Annotated in this window: 18 protein-coding genes; 17 read left to right on the forward strand and 1 reads right to left on the reverse strand. The window is 28.2% G+C overall.

Features of this window, described 5'->3' with window-relative positions:
* Positions 1–51 precede the first annotated feature (51 nt).
* The 7 genes from KO494_RS11460 to KO494_RS11490 all read left to right on the forward strand — a co-directional run bounded on the left by KO494_RS11460 (position 52) and on the right by KO494_RS11490 (position 5,473).
* Positions 52–747, forward strand: coding sequence for a hypothetical protein (locus KO494_RS11460; RefSeq protein ID WP_215967747.1), 696 nt, complete (start codon positions 52–54; stop codon positions 745–747).
* A 158-nt stretch (positions 748–905) separates the two neighbouring features.
* A complete protein-coding gene (locus tag KO494_RS11465; protein WP_215967748.1) occupies positions 906–1,811 on the forward strand; it encodes a hypothetical protein in 906 nt (301 codons plus the stop codon).
* A gap of 132 nt (positions 1,812–1,943) precedes the next feature.
* Entirely contained in the window at positions 1,944–2,723 is a 780-nt protein-coding gene (locus tag KO494_RS11470) for a hypothetical protein (protein ID WP_215967749.1), read from the forward strand.
* Positions 2,724–2,853: 130 nt separating this feature from the next.
* Positions 2,854–3,198: a hypothetical protein gene (locus KO494_RS11475; RefSeq protein WP_215967750.1), complete on the forward strand. Its 345-nt coding sequence runs from the start codon at positions 2,854–2,856 to the stop codon at positions 3,196–3,198.
* Positions 3,199–3,304: 106 nt separating this feature from the next.
* Positions 3,305–4,198, forward strand: coding sequence for an AAA family ATPase (locus tag KO494_RS11480; protein ID WP_215967751.1), 894 nt, complete (start codon positions 3,305–3,307; stop codon positions 4,196–4,198).
* On the forward strand, positions 4,179–5,162 hold the full coding sequence (locus KO494_RS11485; RefSeq protein ID WP_215967752.1) for a DUF3871 family protein: 984 nt from the start codon (positions 4,179–4,181) through the stop codon (positions 5,160–5,162). The genes KO494_RS11480 and KO494_RS11485 overlap by 20 nt, the downstream gene beginning before the upstream one ends.
* Before the next feature lie 56 nt (positions 5,163–5,218).
* Positions 5,219–5,473, forward strand: a complete 255-nt coding sequence (locus tag KO494_RS11490; protein ID WP_215967753.1) for a hypothetical protein — start codon at positions 5,219–5,221, stop codon at positions 5,471–5,473.
* A gap of 177 nt (positions 5,474–5,650) precedes the next feature.
* Here KO494_RS11490 and KO494_RS11495 read toward each other — a convergent pair whose 3' ends face one another.
* Complete coding sequence (locus tag KO494_RS11495) at positions 5,651–8,071, reverse strand: DEAD/DEAH box helicase family protein (RefSeq protein WP_215967754.1); 2,421 nt, start codon at positions 8,069–8,071, stop codon at positions 5,651–5,653.
* A gap of 381 nt (positions 8,072–8,452) precedes the next feature.
* Between KO494_RS11495 and KO494_RS11500 the strand changes: the two genes are divergently transcribed.
* From KO494_RS11500 to KO494_RS11545, 10 genes are all read left to right on the forward strand, one after another.
* Positions 8,453–9,916, forward strand: coding sequence for a hypothetical protein (locus tag KO494_RS11500; RefSeq protein ID WP_215967755.1), 1,464 nt, complete (start codon positions 8,453–8,455; stop codon positions 9,914–9,916).
* A 55-nt stretch (positions 9,917–9,971) separates the two neighbouring features.
* The gene (locus tag KO494_RS11505) at positions 9,972–10,616 is read left to right on the forward strand and encodes an NUMOD1 domain-containing DNA-binding protein (RefSeq protein WP_215967756.1); all 645 of its coding nucleotides are present in this window, start codon (positions 9,972–9,974) and stop codon (positions 10,614–10,616) included.
* A 245-nt stretch (positions 10,617–10,861) separates the two neighbouring features.
* Entirely contained in the window at positions 10,862–12,448 is a 1,587-nt protein-coding gene (locus KO494_RS11510; protein ID WP_215967757.1) for a class I SAM-dependent DNA methyltransferase, read from the forward strand.
* Entirely contained in the window at positions 12,448–13,611 is a 1,164-nt protein-coding gene (locus KO494_RS11515) for a restriction endonuclease subunit S (RefSeq protein ID WP_215967758.1), read from the forward strand. The genes KO494_RS11510 and KO494_RS11515 overlap by 1 nt, the downstream gene beginning before the upstream one ends.
* A gap of 26 nt (positions 13,612–13,637) precedes the next feature.
* Entirely contained in the window at positions 13,638–14,999 is a 1,362-nt protein-coding gene (locus KO494_RS11520) for a hypothetical protein (protein WP_215967759.1), read from the forward strand.
* A complete protein-coding gene (locus tag KO494_RS11525; protein ID WP_215967760.1) occupies positions 14,999–15,700 on the forward strand; it encodes a hypothetical protein in 702 nt (233 codons plus the stop codon). The genes KO494_RS11520 and KO494_RS11525 overlap by 1 nt, the downstream gene beginning before the upstream one ends.
* Positions 15,690–16,289: a hypothetical protein gene (locus tag KO494_RS11530; protein WP_215967761.1), complete on the forward strand. Its 600-nt coding sequence runs from the start codon at positions 15,690–15,692 to the stop codon at positions 16,287–16,289. Before KO494_RS11525 ends, KO494_RS11530 begins: the two co-directional genes overlap by 11 nt.
* A 2-nt stretch (positions 16,290–16,291) precedes the next feature.
* Positions 16,292–16,477, forward strand: coding sequence for a hypothetical protein (locus tag KO494_RS11535; RefSeq protein WP_215967762.1), 186 nt, complete (start codon positions 16,292–16,294; stop codon positions 16,475–16,477).
* Positions 16,478–16,596: 119 nt separating this feature from the next.
* Positions 16,597–17,661, forward strand: a complete 1,065-nt coding sequence (locus tag KO494_RS11540) for a Fic family protein (RefSeq protein WP_215967763.1) — start codon at positions 16,597–16,599, stop codon at positions 17,659–17,661.
* Positions 17,662–17,673: 12 nt separating this feature from the next.
* Complete coding sequence (locus tag KO494_RS11545; protein ID WP_215967764.1) at positions 17,674–21,135, forward strand: DEAD/DEAH box helicase family protein; 3,462 nt, start codon at positions 17,674–17,676, stop codon at positions 21,133–21,135.
* Positions 21,136–21,451 lie beyond the last annotated feature (316 nt).

The following is a 21,451-nucleotide window of genomic DNA, read 5'->3' on the forward strand; positions in this document are numbered from 1 at the left end:
AAGGATCACCTTGAATTAACTATTGCTAGAAATGGTAACGAAGGCTTTGCTATGATTTCAACTTATGTTGGAGAAAATAGTAATAAATTAAAAGGTGATTTAATTATATTTTTAGAAAATGGTGTGCAAATCAGATGTATTGACAGAAATATTAAGGATTTTGTTGATTATAGGAGTACAGCAATATATAAACTCTCAGAAAATGAAATAAAATATTTAAGAAATCATTTAATTACTAAAATTAGATTTACTGTAAATTATGGTTCTAGAGGAAATTATTTATCAACAGCAATTAATAAAATACCTACTATTCTTGCTTACAATAACAAGGATTCTCCAGACTACTATTTTACAACTAGTGATGTGAAAAAATTATTTCTAAAAGATTATAGTGGAGAATACACTAGTAATAAAACTGTATTTAAAAATGAAGTAAATCCAAAACAGAATTTCATTGAAGAAACACGCTTTAATATTGCTTTAGTGTTCAAAAACATCAATGACGGTATGATCATTATACAGGATCCAAGAATTCCTGATAGACCTTTATTTTATAGAATAACAGGATTTGTTGAAGAAAAAGAAATTGATGGATATAATATGATTATATACAATTGTGTAAATGATGTTACATATATAAAAAATGAAGCTATTTTATTTTCAAATGAAAATGGTCTTAGCTTGATGATTAATAATAAGAAGTATATGCAGGCTTGGTATAATTTAAAACTGAAATCAAATGAGTAAAGAAATTCACAATATAGATTTTGAAATATCTAAATGAATTAAAGGCCTAATAATAATTTTTAGTAATAAGAAATCTATACAGATATTTCATAATAAAATAAAAATAAAAATAAAAATAAAAATAAAAATAAAAATAAAAATAAAAATAAAAATAAAATATGGTAACATTAATTATTATAGTCGTTGTACTAATTTTTGGTAAGTTTATTTATGATTCTTACTTGACTGATAACACGGAGAAAAGATGGGAGGAGTATAAAGAATCAGATCCAATGGGAGCAGCAAAAGTTGAAAATTCTAGGTTTGGAGCAAAGCCAATAAAGCAAGATTTAGAACTGAAAAAACAGTTAAATAAACAAAAAAAGCAATTGGTTATAGAAAGTATAAAAGAAGAACTTACTATTTATCAAATTAACAATTTAAAAGAGATAGAAGAAAAACATGGAACTATTCGGGGTAATATGATGGCAACTTTAGAGGCTACAGATATTATTACTTCTAATACTGAACATTTCAAGGAAGAATTTTTACCTAAAAAAGAGGAGTTAGAATTAAGTGAGCAAGAATTAATAACCATAATTGAGGATGTAGCTCGTGATGTAATAAAGGAAAAAATCGGAATTGAATTAGGTATGAGTAATCTCGGTTATGAGCAACAATTAAAACAGATCGAAGAAGAAGATGAAGAAGAAGAGAATGATGAACTTGACAAATTATTAGATCTTGAATTTAATGAATTGACTAAAATGTTTTATGAAACTGTAGAATTGAATAAATCAAATTATGACAATAGACTGAGATCTAAGATTATTAATATTCAAGAAGCTATTGAGTATCATACGCTTGCTTTTGAAAATGAGTTATCTAAATTAGAAAACCTTCTATTTGAAGCTAATGATGAAAATTTTCAAAAATATAGAGAAATTAGAGGAGATAACTTAATGAATCTGTCAAAATATAATAAGAATTATGATGTAGAAGGTGCTTTGTGCACAAATTCTATTAATAGTATGTTAGATAAATTGGGATCATTAGATAAATTGTTTAATTCTAGATTAAACTAAATGGACAAAAGAAAGGTAATTTATGTCTTAAAAAGTAGAGTTGTTCTTAAGGTTGCTAGATTTATAGGAGGTTAAAGACTTGGATGACATTGTTATTAATTATATTATACATCAAAGGGGAATTATATAGTTATGCTAGATTTTTTTAGATATAATAAATCAAAGAGAAATATAATTGAATTCTTTAAAATAGACAATAGTGATTTGGCTCTAGTAGAAAAGCCTAGAGGAGTCATAAATATTAAATTCTCATCCATAACTAAAAATGGTTTGTTAGAAATTTCAAATAAATTAATTAATACTTTCAGAAGTGATATTGTTGATTTAGAAGTTGTCTTTTGTGAAAATTTTGAAATGTCTATAAATAATGGGATTCTAATAAGTATAAAAAATAAATTTACTGTAAATAGTAATTTGGTTTTAAAAGATACTAATTATAAATATTTTAATGAATATCATATTTCTCGAAAATTCAGTAATATATTTAGAGATAAAGAAGGGAATACAGTCTATGCAAGTGAAATAGGAATTTATAATATTTTTAAAATGAAAAAGATTATTACTCAAAAAGAAATTGAAAATGCTGTAATACCGGCTTTTACTAATCTAGATGTAAAATATTTAAATTCATTGGATGATAATACGATGTATTCCAATCTTTCTAAAAAAGAATTAATAGAAGAATTTACACGCGTATTTAAAGATTATAAATCAAAAAAAATCAATAAGCTAACCTATAAAAAATCAAAATGTAATTTTTGTTTTCCTTTAGCTAATGCTTTTGAATTTTATAATTCAGAAAACAATAAATTCATTGTTAGATATATAATTCATAGTGATACTAATGGTTGTATAGTTCGTTTATGTAATAATAAACCATCTAGTAACGATAGTACAGAAATACCCTTCTAATTTTTTAAAATTTTTTTAAATTTTATTTAAAAGTTCCTCTTTTTTAAGGAACCTACAATCACCCCCACGCTTTGTTTGTTTTGGGCAGATAGCCCGTACCTAATTGTTAAATCTAAAAATTAAAAAGACTATGGTAAAAATTGTAGATTTTAAAACCTATCAATCTGAAGATGGGAAAGAGTTTTGTACTTTAATTGTACAAGGAGGACTTGAGGCTGTAAAAAGTCAAGAAACAAACAGAACTTATTTAACTGCAAGAAAAGCAAGAGTAGCATGTACTTTTGATGAAGCAGTATGTAAATCATTAATTGGAACTGACTTTCCAGGCACTGTGCAAAAGGTTGAAGTAGATCCTTATGACTACACAGTTGAAAGTACTGGGGAAGTTATTACATTATCTCATCGTTATGAGTATATGGGAGAAGAAGAAAGCATTATTAAAGATAATGTTTTAAAAGAGGAAGAAGTATTTTAAACTTCTTTAATAATTCAAATAGAAAGGTTCTAGCTTAGGTTAGAGCCTTTTTTTTATGCTATATGAAAAGATTATATAGCTACTAATTTTATTAAATATATAATATATGAAACTACAACAAACCAAAAGGCATCAAGTTAAATTAAGACTGGGATTAAGTGGAGCTAGTGGATTTGGAAAATCTTACAGCGCTCTATTACTAGCGTTTGGAATCACAAATGATTGGTCTAAAATAGCTATAATAGATACAGAAAATGGAAGTGCTAGTTTATACTCTCATTTAGGAGGTTATAACGTTTTACCAATAGATGAACCTTACAGTCCAGAAAGATACATTGAAGCTGTAAAAACATGTGAAAATGCTTCTATGGAAGTTGTTATAATAGATAGTATTACACACGAATGGAATGGAAATGGTGGTTGTTTAGATATTCATTCTAAACTAGGAGGTAGGTTTGCAGATTGGAGTATTGTAACTCCACGTCATCAAGCTTTTATAGACGCTATTTTAAAATCAAAATGTCACATTATAACTACTGTTAGGAAGAAAATGGATTATTCCATGGATAGAGATTCTAACGGAAAGACTAAAGTAATTAAGCATGGTTTAAAAGATATAACACGTGAAGGTTTTAGTTACGAGTTAACTGTTGATTTTGAATTAATAAATGACAATCATTTAGCTAAAGCATCAAAAGACAGAACAGGATTGTTTACTAACAAACCAGAGTTTGTAATAAATGCTTCTACAGGTAAGAAATTAATTGCTTGGTGTAATGAAGGCATATCTATAGAACGGATTAGTCAAGAAATTGAAGATTGTGTATCTATAGAAGAGTTAAAACACATTTATACAAAACATTCAAGTGTACAAAATTCAATTAAACCACTTATTCTAAAACGTAAAGAAGAATTAGAAACTATAGATAGTCAGCTAATTGACCAAAAAGAAATTGTAAAACCTTCAAAAACAGAAAACAATGGAATTGATAGCAAATAATAATACTCAAAATATGGTTTTAAACCATTCTGAAGTAGTAAATACTACCTCCAATAATTTTATAGAGGCTAACACAGAAAAAGTAACCTTGGAACATCTTAAGGAAAAATGTACAATTCCTGTTTTTGCTAAGGATAATGAGTCTACTATAAGTCATTTTCAGTTTATTAATGAAACTTTAGAAATGATTAAAACGCAATTTCCAAATGCTAATCCTAAAGCACCAGACATAAGGGTAAGCCACGTGGTGAAAGGTCGTGTTCCAACAGCTATTGGTAAACCAGCAAAGGAGTTATTAGAGAACGAGAAAACGATTTATTATGAGCGCTGCGCTTTTGTAATTGAAATACCAGAGTTTAAACAAGTTATTAATGGTAATGAAATATCATTATGTGTTGGAGGTGTAAGAGCTTATAATCAAGAGAACCTTTATAGTAAGAAGAGTTTAGAAAAATTTAAAATGTTTGTAGGGTTCCAAAATAAGGTTTGTACTAATTTGTGTATTTCCACAGATGGTTTTACAAATGAAATTAGAATAGGTTCTATACTAGATTTAAACCAAAACATTCAAAATCTATTAAGTAATTACAATAAAGATATTCATTTAACTAATATGGAAGCAATGTCTAATTACAGTTTAACTGAAAATCAGTTTGCTAATTTGGTTGGCAAGACAAGAATGTTTCAACATCTAGATAAGGCAGAACAACATGAAAAATTCCCAATAACTCTAAATGATAGTCAGGTAAATAATGTTGTGAAAGATTACTACAGCTGTTCAAACTTTAGAAGAAGTGATGATGGAAGCATTAGTATGTGGAATTTGTATAATTTATTTACAGAAGCTAATAAAAGTTCTTACATAGATTCAAATTTTGAGCGTAATGTAAATTGCTATGCCTTTATAAATCACCTAGTAGAATCGATTAAAAATGATACTATGAGCTGGTACCTTCATAATTAATATATAGCTAACTCGTGTAATTCAGCTTAGACTGATACACTTAAATATATTGATAAATGGATGATAAAGAATTAGTTGAATTACTTAAATATAGCTCTTCTAAAGAGCTTTACATCGTAACTTGGAATAATCTACTAAAACTCCTTTTTTGTCCCTTTAAAGTTAAAGTAAATCACAATATTGGTGTGCTTAAAAAGGGACAGAAAGTTATGGTAGATGAAGTCAAGGTTACCCAAGAATTACAAACAGTTTATATCATTAAAAATGTAGCTTATTACTATTATCATTTCACAATTTTAATAGATAGCTAGTTTTAGATATAATAATCAAATTTGATTTGACCCTTATGTTGAATTTTCTTTACTCGATTCTTTTGAGACTTTTTAAGGTCATTAAAATTTAAAATACTGAAAAGTAATCAGAAAAATGGCAGATTTATGTAATTAAATAAATAGTTATATATAAAAATAAATGAGATAAATCTGCCATTATTTGTTGTTTTCATCTAGAATCTTGTAATAATCTTTATCGAGATAATCATATAGCAATATATTTTCATTAGTACTCATTCTTATAGACGGATTAATATCTAATTTACTATGAATTTTTGTAGGAAGAAGATAATTTATTCTTCCAAAATAGATTTTTTTTAAATCAATATATTCTGAATGACTTCTTTTTTTAGCTTTATCATGATTTGGTTCTAGTTTAATAAACTCATATCCTGGTTTTTTTACGCTATTTATGCGTTTATGTGTTTGATTAGATTTTATTCTAAAGATACTTCTTACTAATCCAATAATAAATGTTTGTTTTATGTCTATTACTCTTCCAGTAGATTTTTCTAAAGAAATTAAATTCAGTGGAAATTCTAATTTATTAATATCATTAAATGCTACTCTAAAATTTTTTTCTAAAAGATATTGTTTAAAATCTTTGTAGGTGACAACCTCATTTCTAATTAAATAATTATATGTTGCTTTTATAAATTTTTTATCTAAACTATCATTTGCTTTTGGTTGGTAGCTATTTTCAAATGATTTTTTTTTAATTTTAGGAAATTTAGTAGGTATATAGGTAGATGAAACAAGTTCATCATCAATATATTCAAAAGCAGGTGGAAGATCAGATGCATCTGTATAAAAAATATAAAATGTTTTAAACACTTTATTGAAATACAAAGAAGTTATTAATGAGTTTCTTTTGTTTTTATTGGTGGTTTTTATAAAGTATAATAGCTTTTTAATATCACTTACATAAGGTTTTAAATCTAATAATGGGATAATTAAATCTTTATTTATTGTTGGTGTTATAAACTTTTTTAGAATATGCAATTTAGGACTACTACTTTCATAATAAAAGAAATCAAAAAGATTTTCAAATCTGAACAATAAATAGCTGTCTTTTGATTTTAAATAATGATATAATGCACATAAATAATCGTCAGGGTTTTTAATAAAATCTATAAATAATTGATTTATATGAGATTTATGTTCGTTTTTTATTAAACTGTCATCATAGTTTTCAGGTATATTTTGATTATAACTATCTTTATTTACAACTTCCACAGTCATTACATCATCATATTTATTTAAGAGCTTAGTTAACCTTTCAGGATGTTTGTTATATTCAATAATTTGTTTTAAAAAATAAACTTCTTGAATTAGATATCTTTTAATTAACTTCTCTTTCAATTGAGAAATTGAACCCTCATAAGCATCATAATATGAATTATCATAATTAAATAGGTTTCTGTGTTCTATGTGTTCATTTTCAAAATATTGAATATATTCTTTGAGTTTTTTAAGCTGTGTATTCCTTTGATTTGTAATTTCAATTAAGGTGAGTTCGTTTTCAGTATATTGAGTATATGAAGGATTAATGACATCTACATTTATGTCTAATTTATTTCTAAAACGTTTAGAGAATTGTTTAATTTCTAAAGGATTAAATTCTTCAAACATTAAGGCAGAACCGATATTTTCATTCAATATATTTGCACCAGTACTTATAACGTTAGTGGTAATTAGAAATTGAAAATTTTTATTGATTTTAGAAGTTTCAATTAGCATTTTGTAGGCTTTGGTATCTTTTTCTTCTGAAGTTAATACCAATACTTTAACACTTAATTTTTCTTCTAATACTTTTTTAAAATGATAACATTTTTTTCTGTTCTTTATGTAAATAATATTTAGAGATTCATTACCATACTTCTTTAAATTTCTTTTAGCAAACTCAATAATTATATCAGTTTGTGTTTCACTTGTGTATTCTAATTTAATTTTAGATTCAACAGTAGGTTTATGCACTTTAATTTCTATTAGGTTAAGAAACTGTTTTAGTCCTTGATGTGGTGTGCCAGACATTAAAACCAGCTTGGCATAAGTGTTATGCAGAACGTTGATAGTTTTAAAATAAAAAGACCTGCTATTGTTTTTGCGGTCATTATAAGAATAAAACAATGCGTGACATTCATCGACTATTATAAGGTCGTTAGAATTTAAATCATTAGATATTAAATAGATGCTTTGAAATGTAGATGTGATTATTTTATCAGATTCTAAAAGACGTTTTCTCTTATTTTTGTGATTTAACTCAAAATCTACTTTTACACCTTTAGATTTTAAACGAGATTTAAATTGCTCTTGAATAATTATATAAGGACTAATAAAAATTATCCGTCCTTTAGGTTTGTTATTAATGTGTTCAGCACATAAATCAGCAAAAAAAGTAGTTTTACCTGTATTGGGATTAGCGTGTAATAATACTCTTTTACAAGTATCAATTATCTCTATTAACAAATCCTTTTTTTCAGACAAATAACCTTTAATTTTAATGCCATTTTCTATAGCATCTTCAAATTCATCATTAGTATCTACATCAAGATTAATTGGTTTAGATCCAAACATATTTTTATATAATATCGAAAATTATTCAACTTCTAATGTAGACAATATTTTACTTTTATTATAATTCAATGTTAAATATTGCTTAATGCTATTTATATCTTATAAATTATCATAATCTCATTATTTTAACATTTTTAACAAATTATATGCAATATAATTAGGAATTGTCAATTATTTTTTGTAAGTTTGCATATGGTTTTGGGTAAAATGAAGGAGAAAATGAAAGCGGAACATCCAAAAAGACTTCGATTATAGCGTCATTTGAACGCCTCTCTTTTTTTTCATTTATTTTAAACTATTCCCAAAAAGGTGTTAAACAAAAAAACATCAGCTTGGTAGTTGCTGATATTGTAATAATTAAAAAATAAAAGTAAAAAAACAATGAAGAATGAAGATGAAGAAAGATTAATTAAATTAACCAATACAGTATCTACATTTACAACTAATACAATTAATAGTAACTATACTATCAATTATGTTACTGAATCAAAAGTCTCGGATGAATTTAACCAATTAACCGATACTACTAGTGTTTCAAGTAGTTACGACCTGTCTTATGAAGCTGAAAGCAATGTCACTTTCCCGATATACTTATCAGACTATAAATGTATTCAAATACCAAAAGGAATTAGAAGAAATGTAAAAAGATTACCCAAAAGGGTACTTAAAAAAATAGATTCAAATATTAATGTAGCAATTGAGAAATGCTTCATTTTTGTGTCTAACTTAACTTATAGTGTATTTAGGGATGACGATTGTTGGAAAAGTTTATCTTCTACGGTCTTACACGACCAATTAAAGAAAGGATCTGACAATACCTATGTTTACAAAAACATTATAAAAGCCTTGTCTTACTCCACAAATAGCACTTTACCAATAATTGAGTGTAGAAAAAATGAACACGATGAAGATTCTTATCAAGAAGGTCATTTCACAAAACAGTATAGGTTTAACTATTCATATAGAAATCAGAATTTAGAAAAGTTAGATATTAAATTTGAAGATAATTTAGATAAAAGAAAAAAATACCATCGATTAGAATTTGGACAAGCTAATCAAAACCCTATTGGAAAAAATTTAATTAATGCTTATTCCAAAATCATATTACCTACAGAAAATGAAATAAAAAAAAGAGGTCGAGAATTAGTAAAATTAGGGTATCAGAATAGAAAAGGTAAGATTCTTACATTTTTAAATAAGAAACCAAAATCGTTTTACTCAAATTCTAAGAATAGAACATTTGTAGAAGAAAACTTAAAGCAGTTTGAATATTTAGTAGGAAATAATTTTTTAATACCTAAAATTGGAGATCATAAGTCAGGAGGAAGAGTTGTAGATAGCTTTAATTTAATGCCATCATGGATTAGGTCGATGATTAAAATAGATTCTGAACCAATAGTTGAATTAGATTATAAAGCGTTACACCCTAATATAGCTATGTCTATTTATGGAGGTGTAGATTATCAAATAAGTCATGAACAGATTGCTAAAGACTTAGAAAGACCTTTATTAGAAGTGAAAATAGAGCATTTATCATTTTTTAATAAGCGTGTAAGCGATATGAGGAGAAGTCCATTATTCAAATATTATTACACTAGAGAAAAGGATATTTTAAAAAAAATCATAGATGATAAAGAATCTAAAGGGTACAAAATAACTTCTCAAAAATTATTTAAAAAAGAGGTAGACATTATGACTACTTGTGTTGAGGAACTTAATCGTAATAATATTTATGTGATTTATGTTTATGATGCGCTGTATTGTAAAGCTTCAGATGAGGTTATGGCTTCAGAAATCATGAAAAGAAGCGTCCAGAAGCATAATGTATATACTACACTAGGCTAAAATTAGAAGTAAATGAATTAAAGATTTAAGTAAAAATAATAAATGTAGAGAGAAGATGAAGATAATATATAAAGTAACAAACAAAACAACAGGCTCAGCTTACATAGGAGCCACTACAAGAAGCTTAGAAGAAAGAAAACAAGACCACTTTAAGAAAGTATCTAATAACTCAGAAAAGCCATTACACAAAGCTATTTCAACCTATGGTGTGGATGCATTTACATGGGAAACTATTGATAAAGCTAGCACTAATAATGAATTAGCAGAAAAAGAAGTTAATTATATATTTAGTTATAGTAACGAGACCGAATTATATAACCAAGATAGAGGTGGAGGAATACCAAAACAAGTGTATCAGTACAACATGGAAACAGGAATGTTAATTAATACTTATAATTCTTTAACAGAAGCTGGTGAGCAGTTTGGTATGGATAAAAAGGCACTATCAAAAGTGTGTTTAAGTGTAAATAAAACCTTTAACAACTTTTATTGGAGCTATAAGTATAAAGAACCATTTAAACCTTTAATAGATGCTAGAAATAAGAGTGTCACACAGTACGATGATAGTGAAAAGGAATTAAAAACCTTTAAATCTGTGAGTGAAGCGTCCAAACAAACAGGAGTTAATAAAACTTCTATAGCAAAGGTGTGTAGGGGTGAACGGAAATCTGCTGGTGGATTTTTATGGAGGTTTAAATAAAATATTTGTTTTAAAAAGAGCTGTAATAGGCTCTTTTTTTTTGCTAATATCTTTTAATTGATATCAAGATAATCTCCGCATTAAATTTTATATTTACTCCTAAAATAAAAAGTAACATAAAGATTTATCCGTGTATAGATTACTAAATCTAAATATATATTAAATAATTTACACTTTTACGGATATCCACATTTCTTAATGTAATAATTAAGTTATTTTGCTAAATATATAATTGAAACTAATTCATGATCACAGGAGAACTTAAAAGTAAAATAGATAAAATTTGGAACGATTTCTGGACAGGCGGAATCTCTAACCCATTAACCGTAATAGAGCAGTTTACCTATTTAATATTTATCAAACAACTAGACGATAAACAAACCGTAAACGAGAAAAAAGCCAACCTATTAGGTGTACCAACAGAAAACCCAATCTATACGGAAGCACAACGACCATTACGTTGGTCTAGTTTTAAGGAAAAAGATCCAGAAACCATGTTCGATCTGTTTACAAGACCACAAGTAGCATTAGGAGATCTTACCGTGTTCGATTTTATGAAAGGCATTGGTAAGCAAGGTGGAGTTTTTGCACAGTACATGAAAGGTGCTATTTTCATGATACAATCACCTAAATTACTAGATAAAGTAGTACAACAAATAGATACTTTAGAGCTAGATAATAAAGATGCAAAAGGCGATTTATACGAGTATATGCTTTCTAAAATAGCAGAAGCTGGTACAAACGGACAATTTAGAACACCACGCCACATTATACGCATGATGGTGGAACTAACGCAACCTAAGCAAGACGATGTTATTTGCGACCCATCTTGTGGTACAGCAGGTTTTTTAGTAAGTGCTGGCGAGTATATACAAAGCAGACATCTAGACTGGTTTAATAACGCCACGTTTAGAGAGCATTTTCATAACAACATGTTTAATGGTATTGAGTTTGATCCTACCATGCTACGTATTGGTGCCATGAATATGCAATTACACGGTTTAGACAACCCAACTTTAATTGGTAAAGATGCACTTAGTGAAGCTAATGCAGATATAGAAAACGCCTATTCCTTAATACTAGCCAATCCTCCATTTAAAGGCAGTTTAGATTATGACGAAGTAGAAAGCAGCCTACTTAAAACTACAAAAACAAAAAAAACAGAGCTACTATTTTTAAGCCTAATGCTACGTATGCTTAAAGTTGGTGGTCGTGCAGCAGTAATTGTACCAGATGGTGTATTATTTGGTAGTAGTACAGCACACAAAAGCATACGTAAAGAGTTGGTAGAAAACCAACAACTACAAGCAGTAATTAGTATGCCTTCTGGTGTGTTTAAACCTTATGCAGGCGTTAGTACAGCCATTTTGTTTTTTACAAAAACCAATTCTGGTGGTACAGATAAGGTGTGGTTTTACGATATGAAAGCAGATGGTTTAAGTCTAGATGATAAACGTAACCTTTTAGTAACCGAAGACGCCTTAGAGCAATGCTTTACAGAACCAGAAAATATTGTTGAAGAGGTAGCAGGAAAATGTGACATTGCACAAATACTTCTAGATGCTAAGGTTATAATGAACTCTACGGTCACTGCGAGCGCAGACGAGAAGTCTCAAATAGAAAAAAACTTCTCAGACAAAACCAAACCAAGCTTTTTAATACCAAAAGCAGAAATAGCTGCTAACGATTACGACTTATCTATAAACCGCTACAAAGAAATTGTCTACGAAGAAATAGAATACGATGCACCAGAAACCATTTTGGCAGATATTAAAGCGTTAGATAAACAAAGAACCAATGCCATGTTGAATTTGGAAAAAATGATGAAGTAATGGAGTTAGTTGAATTAAGTAAGTTGACAATCAATCTTGATAATAAACGAGTCCCTTTAAATTCAAGAGAAAGAAGTAAAAAAGAATCAAAGCCTTTATATCCATATATTGGTGCTAATAACATTATGGGATATATCGATGAATATATTTTTGATGAAAAAATATTATGTATAGCGGAAGATGGAGGGAGTTGGGGCTTCAATCAAACTTGTGCAAAAATATATAATGAAAAATGTTGGGTTAATAATCACGCACATGTCGTTACAGCTAATGATAAAGTTGTATTGGAATATTTAATGTATTATTTAAATTTTGCAGATTTATCTCTTTATATTAATGGAGCAACAAGAGGGAAGTTAACTAAAACATCTTTAAATTCAATCAAAATCCCACTACCACCATTACCAACCCAAAAAAAAATAGCTTCCATTTTAGACGAAGCAGATACACTACGCCAACTAAACAAACAACTTATTACAAAATACGATGCCTTAACACAAAGCTTGTTTTTAGAGATGTTTGGGGATCCTGTTGCTAATCCTATGGGTTGGGAAGTTAAAAAAATGAAAGAGATTTCAACTAAAATCCATAGTGGTAATACTCCTAAAGGAGGAAGTAAAGTTTATGTAGATAAAGGAATTATTTTTTTAAGAAGTCAAAACGTATGGAAAAATAGATTAGAGCTAGATGATGTGGCTTATATAGATGAAGAAACTCAAAGTAGAATGATGAAGAGTAGTTTAAAAAATAGAGATATTTTGATGACTAAGACAGGGAGAATTAATACAGAGAACAGTAGTTTAGGAAGAGCAGCTATGTTTGAAGGAGAAGATGATACAGCTAATGTTAATGGTCACGTTTATTTAATTAGGTTAAAAGAAGGTGTAATAAATGAATTCGTACTACACATACTAACGACTAACGAATATAGAGAACATATTAGAAGAGTATGTGTTGGAGGAATTGATAAGAGGCAGTTAAATAAAAATCATTTAGAAGATTTTCCTATTATTTATCCACCAATTGAAAAACAACGAAAGTTTATAACTAAGCTAGAAACAATTAGGGAGTTAAAACAAAATGTTCAACAAAGCTTACAAAAAAGTGAAGACTTGTTTAATAGTTTATTGCAAAAGGCTTTTAAAGGCGAGTTGGTGAAATAATGTGTAAATTAAAGAACTATTAAATTATGGGTGTAAAAAAATGGTTAAGTTCAATTTTTTCAAAAAAGTTAATTTCAGATTTAGAGAACAAAAACAAAGCATTAACTTCTAAAATAGAAGATTTGGAAAAAAATAACAAGCCAATAGATTATAGCAGTGCATTTGAAAATGGAAACAAAACATTATTAGAAATTAAACAAGAAAATAATCAGTTAGCGTCTAAAATAGAAAACTTAGAAAAAAACATTAATAAACAGAACACAAGTGAAGAATTTAAAAATATAAACAAATCACTTGCTACATTAACGCAATTAGTTACACCTAAAAAAGAAGTTTTAGACACCTTTAATTTAATAGATCCGTTAACAGATATTACTGCGTTTAGTTTTTCTTCTTCTAATAATTCTTTTGTAGTTCCATTAGATAAAACCAAAAAGAAAGAGGTCAACAAAGGGCTTTTAAATCATTTTTCTGCAATACCACAACTACTTCAAAGTGGTATGTTGGCTAAATCCTTTCGGTTTGTTTTTCCACAAGGAGTATCTGGTGTTGTAGGAGCAACAAAACAAGGTTATGGCACCATGATTAGAGATGGAGCTAATAATTTAATAGGTCATGGGCATTATGCTACAAATATGGTTGCTGGTATTGCAGGTGGTGCTTTTACCATTGCCACAGTAGTTGTTAGGCAGCATTATTTAAATAAAATTAATACTTCATTAAAAGAAATTAGTGAAACGGTAGATAGCTTGTTAGAAATAGAATTTATTAAAAAAGAAGCTAAAATAGAATCGTGTATTAAATTCTTCAAAAAAGCATATTATAATCATGATAAGATTAAAGACAATGAAGTTTATGTGAGTGCTATGCTAGCTAATATTATTAGTCAAAATATTTTAGTAGAAGAGTTATTGCATTTCTACTTAAAAACGTTTCAAAAAGACATAAAACAAGACCTTAATAAGATTAATGAATCTTTACATGCTTTTACCATTTTAAAAGAGCTTTTTTATTATGGTAAAATGTTAGAATTAAAATACGCAGCTTCTTATACCGAAGAATCTGTAAAAAGCATATTATCAGATTTTGAAAATTTAAGAGGTGATTATTCAAAAGTATTTGAAAAAGAAATAGAAAATAATAAGGCTTTATCTGAAATAATAATAAAAACAAATTTCTTTTCCAGAGGCAAAAAGAAAAAAGAAAAACAAAAAATAGATACAGTTAAGTATTTTACTTTTAGAGAGTATTTATATAACATAAAGTGGAAAGAACAAAATCATATATCTCAATTAAACAATTTAAATGACTTGTTAATTAAACCAAAAGAATATGTGCTTGAGGATAATATTTTATATGAAGTAGAACCATTAAAAACGCTTGATTAATGATATCCTATTTTACAAGCGGTTCTGGTAAGTTAAGTAAGTGCGAAGATAGTTGTACTGCTGGTGTATTTGATATATTAAAGTATTTACCAGCAGATCTTTTTTGGCAAATTTTAAAAAGCAGCTTATTACTTGATACTTTACCAAGCGTAGCAGGAAATATACAGCAAATAGAATTTTGGCCAAAATGGTATGTAAAAGATATTGAAGAAATAGACAATGCTAATTACATAGAACCCGATGTTTTTATAAACTTTACAGATTTTGATGTTATTATTGAAGCTAAGCGTTACGACGAGAAACAACAAAACCCTAAACAACACAGAGATCAATTGGTAGCTTATTTTAATGAGTTTAGTGATAACGAGACAAAAGAAGTGTATTATATTTTATTGGGAGGACTGTATCTAGAAGACGTAAGAAAAGAAATTACTATTACAGATGGTTTTTTTAATAAAAGAACTGTAAAGCTATCTAAAATAAAATGGAGTAGTTTATTAACTACAATAGCATCGCTTAAAAAAACAATAGAAAGACAAGATTTAGCACATCAAAAACCAATACTATTACTTTTAGAAGATGTTATAAATGTGCTTGCTATTCATGGCTACCATACAAAAAAATGGTTGTCTAAAATGCCTAAACATACAATTAAACAAACGCAATTAATCAATTTTAAATACAAGACAAATGTCAGATAATCCTTTATTAGAAGTTAGAAAAGCCTATAGGCTATTATTTGATTATCAATCTAGAATACTAGATTTAATGAAGTTTATTGGTCAAACCTATAATATTCCATTTGTAAAAGGGCATCCTAAATTTAGTGGAAGAGGTAGTAATAAATTAAATAATTGGTCTTGGGATTGGTTATACATGTATTATTATGCATTCCATTTTAATAATACTTCTGTAAAAGACAAAAAAATATATTTATCGGTTTACTTATTAAATGATTCTGGCTTTTTTGAAGTTAATTATGAAAAAGCAGAAGCTAATGATAAAAAAGTTGAGCATTTAGAAGTCGACCAATTTAAAGATGTTGAAAACTCTAAAACAAAATTAATTTTTGTTGCAGGACAAAACGAGTGGAATTGGTGGAATGAAGTTAAGCATTATAGTAAAGAGTTTATATTAAATACACAAGGGCAAGCAAAAAACAGTAATATGGTTTGGAAAGGCTATGATTTAGATTTGTTTTTTACAGAAGAAGAGGCTTTAATGCAATTACAAGATTTTAGTACGTATTGTATTAATAACAATATTGCAATTACCATAGAAGATAAGTAACTATGAAAAATAAATTTATAAACTCAGAAATTTGGTCATTAACTATTGGTGGTGCTTTTCAGCGCGCTAATGTGTACAAACCAGATGTGTTAGAAAAGGATAAAAAAGATTTTAAGTTTATGCTTAAAACAAACATAGAATTACACTTATTTAGCAGACGCAATGATGCTATGTCGTTGTACATATAAAGAAAAATGAATTATGTTTTTATATAAAGATTATCATGTAAAGAAAATGTGAAAATCTTTACGCATAAATATAACGCGTAAAGAAAATCTAATTATCTTTACATGTAAATAAAATAACTATGAGTTGGCAACCTTTAAATTTACCTTATAAGCAAGACTTTGAAACTAAGGCTATACTTAAAAAGCTATTAAACGCCAATAAAGCTTTAGCAGAGTTAAAAGGTGTAGCACAATCTATACCGCAACAAGAAATTTTAATAAACATGCTAGCTATAGAAGAAGCTTTAGATAGTAGTGAGGTAGAAAATATTGTTACAACACACGATGAAGTTTATAAAAGCACACTAGAAGATTCTAATTATATTACTCCAGCCACTAAAGAGGTTAAAAATTACATAGAAGCTTTAAGATTAGGTACAAGTATAGTAAAAGAAAAAAAAGTACTAACCGTTAATAGCATCTTAAATATTCAAGAAGTTCTAGAAAAAAATAAAGCAGGACTACGCAAAGTACCAGGAACAACACTTAAAAATGCACAAACTGGAGCTGTTGTTTTTCAGCCACCACAAGATGCACAAGTTATTAAAGCCTTAATGCAAAATTTAGAACAGTACATAAACGATGATAGTGTAATAGATTACGATCCTATATTAAAAATGGCAATCATTCATTTTCAATTTGAAAGCATCCATCCTTTTTACGATGGTAATGGTAGAACAGGACGTATTATAAATATAATATACTTGGTACTTAAAGAACTTTTAGATATTCCTATTCTTTATTTAAGTCGTTATATTATTCAAAATAAAACAGACTATTATAGATTATTACAAGCGGTTAGAGATGATAATAAATGGGAAGAGTGGTTACTATTTATGTTAAAAGGTGTAGAGGAAACAGCTTATTTAACCATTATTAAAATTAAAGATATTAAATACGCTATGCAGAGTATGAAGGTACTGCTTAGAGAGAATTATAAATTTTATTCTCATGATTTAATAAATCATTTGTTTAAGCATCCTTATACCAAAATAGAGTTTTTAATGCAAGCTTTAGATGTTAGTAGACCAACAGCTTCAAGTTATCTTAATCAATTAGCAAATGATGGTGTTTTAACCAAGTTAAAACAAGGTAAGAATAACTATTATATTAATCATAAATTAGTAAATATTTTCTCGAAATAACAACCTAAATGTATGAGCAATTTTGAATTTCTAAAACAAGACTTTCCGCAGTTATATGCAGAAGCTAAAATAGCAGAACAAATTACCTTTGCTGTGCCTAAATTAGCAGCAGTATCTTGTCGTTCTTTTTTAGAATTAGGCTTAAATTGGTTGTATGATAATGATGTAGAGTTTACAAAACCTTACGATACTAAATTAGCTGCGTTACTATTTCATTATGACTTTAAAAGTAGTATAAAACCCTCTTTATTCCACAATTTAGACCTGGTAAGACGTTTTGGTAATGATGGTGCTCATGGTAATTTAGTAACTCAAAAAAAGGCGTTACATGCATTAAAATCAATCTTTAGTTTTGGAGTCTATTTAGTTAAATACTACGGTGAAGATTTAATTGAAACACCTGTTTTTAGTGAAGATAATTTACCACAAGGTATTGGTGTTAGTTCTAAAAATCTAAAAGCAGAAATTGATCAAAAAGTTAAAGCTTCAGAAAAACAACTAGAAGCCTTAAAAGCAGAACAAGAAAAATCACTTGCATTACAAAAGGAAAACGAATTGCTTAAACAGCAATTTCAATTACAACAAACCCAATTACTAGAGCGTAAAGAAGAACGTCAAAAAGTAGTTATTCCAGAAAAAGACATTCCGCAGTTAACACCAGAGCAGGAAACGCGTCAGTTATATATAGATGAGTTATTAAAAGAAGCGGGTTGGAAAAATCTAAAACAAAATACAGATTTAGAGTTTCCAGTTGTAGGTATGCCTTTAAGTACAAATCCATCAGGAAAAGGTTTTGCAGATTATGTTTTATGGGGTAACGATGGTTTACCATTAGCGGTTATAGAAGCAAAACAGTCCTTACATAGTGCAACAAAAGGAAAACATCAAGCGAAACTATATGCAGACTGTTTAGAGCAAATGACAGGGCAAAGACCTGTAATATTTTACTCTAATGGATTTGATACTTATATATGGGATGATACGTTTTATACCGAGCGTTTAATTTATGGGTTTTACACAAAAGAAGAACTAGCTTATTTAATAGAGCAACGTAAAACGCGTAAAGATTTATCTGCATTTGAAGTTAATTTAGATATAGCAGGATATAAAAGACCGTATCAATTAGAAGCTATTAAGCGTGTTGGAGAAGCTTTAATGGTAAAAACAGATAAAGGCTTAGTTGGTAAAAACAGAGAGGCTTTATTAGTAATGGCTACAGGAAGTGGTAAAACAAGAACAGCTGCTGCTATTGTAGATATGTTAACTAAATGCCATTGGGCTAAACGTATCTTGTTTTTAGCAGATAGAAATGCATTAGTTACTCAGGCTAAAAATGCGTTTAAAGAGCATTTACCTAATTTATCAACCATAGATTTAACAAAAGAAAAAGAAGACACAGGAACTCGTGTAGTATTCTCTACCTATCCAACTATTCTAAATAAAATAGATAAAGTTAGAGCTAATGAAGAACGGTTTTATGGTATTGGTCATTTTGATGTGATTATTATTGATGAAGCACATAGATCTGTGTATCAAAAATACGGAGCTATATTCGATTATTTTGATGCTATTTTAATTGGGTTAACAGCTACTCCAAAAAAAGATATTCATCATAATACCTATGGATTATTTGGTATTGAAGATGATAACCCGACCTTTGTTTATGAGTTAGATCAGGCTGTGAAAGATGGACATCTAAATCCTCCTAAAGGAATTAGTGTACCACTAAAATTTATGCGTGAGGGAGTTAAATACAATGATTTATCAGAAAAAGATAAGGAAAAGTATGAAGAGAAATTTGGCGTACCAGAACTAGAAGATGAAGATGCGGTTTTAGAAAGTTTAGGTATTTCATCAAGTCAAATGAACTCCTATTTATTTAATACCAAAACAGTAGACATGGTATTAGATTACCTGTTTAATAATGGACTAAAAGTAAATGGAGGAGATAAGCTAGGTAAAACCATCATTTTTGCTAAAAATCACAATCATGCGGTATTTATTCAAGAACGTTTCAATAAAAACTATCCTCAATTTAAAGGTAGTTTTTTAGAGGTTATAGATAATTATGCATCAAAAGCGCAAGATTTATTAGAACGTTTTTGTGATGACAAACAGGAACAAGATCCTCAAATTGCAGTTTCTGTAGATATGATGGATACTGGAGTTGATGCGCCAAGAGTTGTAAATCTTGTGTTTTTTAAACCAGTAAAATCTTTTGCTAAATATTGGCAAATGATTGGAAGAGGTACACGTTTAAGACCTAATCTTTTTGGTCCAGGAAAGGATAAAACAGAGTTTATTATTTTTGACTTTTGTGGTAATTTTGAATATTTTGAAGAATACCCTGAAGGAGCAAAAACGAGTGTTTCAAAAGGTATATCTCAACTTATTTACGAAACCATGTTGCATATTGTACAAGTTATAAGAAATAAAACAGAAGCAACAAAAGAGCAAGATGAATTTGCAAATGATCTAGTTAATAAGCTGCATAAAAGTATTGATGCTTTAGATGAAAAACGTTTTGAAGTAAAAAAAGAATTACGTCATGTAAAGCATTTTAAAATAAAATCCAATTGGGAAAACATCTCTTTAACAGCTGAAACTATTTTATGCGATAATCTATTTGGTTTGTCTAGTTATAGTGAGACAGATGATGAGGTTGCCAAAAGATTTGATTTATTAGCTTATAAATTACAATTAGCACTATTAAATGATGCTAAATCGCAAGAAAACTTTATTTCTGTTATTTATAATGTTGGTGTGCAACTGTATAAAAAAAGAAATATACCAGCGGTTTCAAATAAATTAGAGGTTATAAATAAAATTAGAGATTTATCTTTTTGGTCTAACATCAATATCCAAACTGTAGAAGAGGTTAGAGCTGAGGTAAGAGACTTAGTGAAATTTCTTGAAAAAGAAAGCTTAGAACCTGTTTATACAGATTTTACAGATATTCTTGATCATGACAGTGTAGAAGAAAGGGATATTTTAAATGGTTATACTAAACTACAGAGTTATAAAGACCGAGTGGAAAGCTTTATTCGTAAAAATAAGTCACATTTAGTCATTGATAAGCTACATAAAAATATACCTATTACAAATAAAGAATTAGAGCTTTTAGAACAATTTTTAATTAATGAATCTCTTGGGTCAAAAGAAGTATACACCAATGAGTATGGAGAATTACCTTTAGGTAAATTTGTTAGAAGTATTGTAGGATTAGACTTAGATGTGGTAAAAGGATTGTTTTCAGATTATATTCAAAAAGAAAACTTAAATCCACAACAAATTACTTTCATACAAACTTTAATTAATTTTTTAAATGTAAACGGTACTTTAGATAAATCACTATTAATAAAACCTCCGTTTACAGAAAATCATGACGAAGGTATTTTTGGTTTGTTTAAAGATGAAGGAGAGGTAAGGCATATTATATCATTAATAGATACTGTAAATAACAATGCAGGATAAAAGCATACTAAAAAAATAAGGCACACTTTTAGGCACACATAAAACAATAGAGTAGTGGTAAGCACTATAAATACTAATAACATGAAGTAAAGTTCGAATCCTGAAGGGCTCACTTAAAGCTTCACAGAAATGTGAGGCTTTTTTGTTTTTATATGGTTTTGTAAAGAGATATTTAAAACCCTGCATATTATTGCTGCTCTATGTATTTTAAAAACAAAAGCATTTCTTGTGTTTAAAAAATGTACTTTAATTAGTGCTAAAACTATTTTAATTTTTCTATTTGTACTTTTTTTTAGTTTAATGTTAAAAGGGAGTA

The sequence above is a fragment of the Lacinutrix sp. C3R15 genome (assembly GCF_018860825.1).
In the GTDB taxonomy this organism is placed as follows: domain Bacteria; phylum Bacteroidota; class Bacteroidia; order Flavobacteriales; family Flavobacteriaceae; genus Oceanihabitans.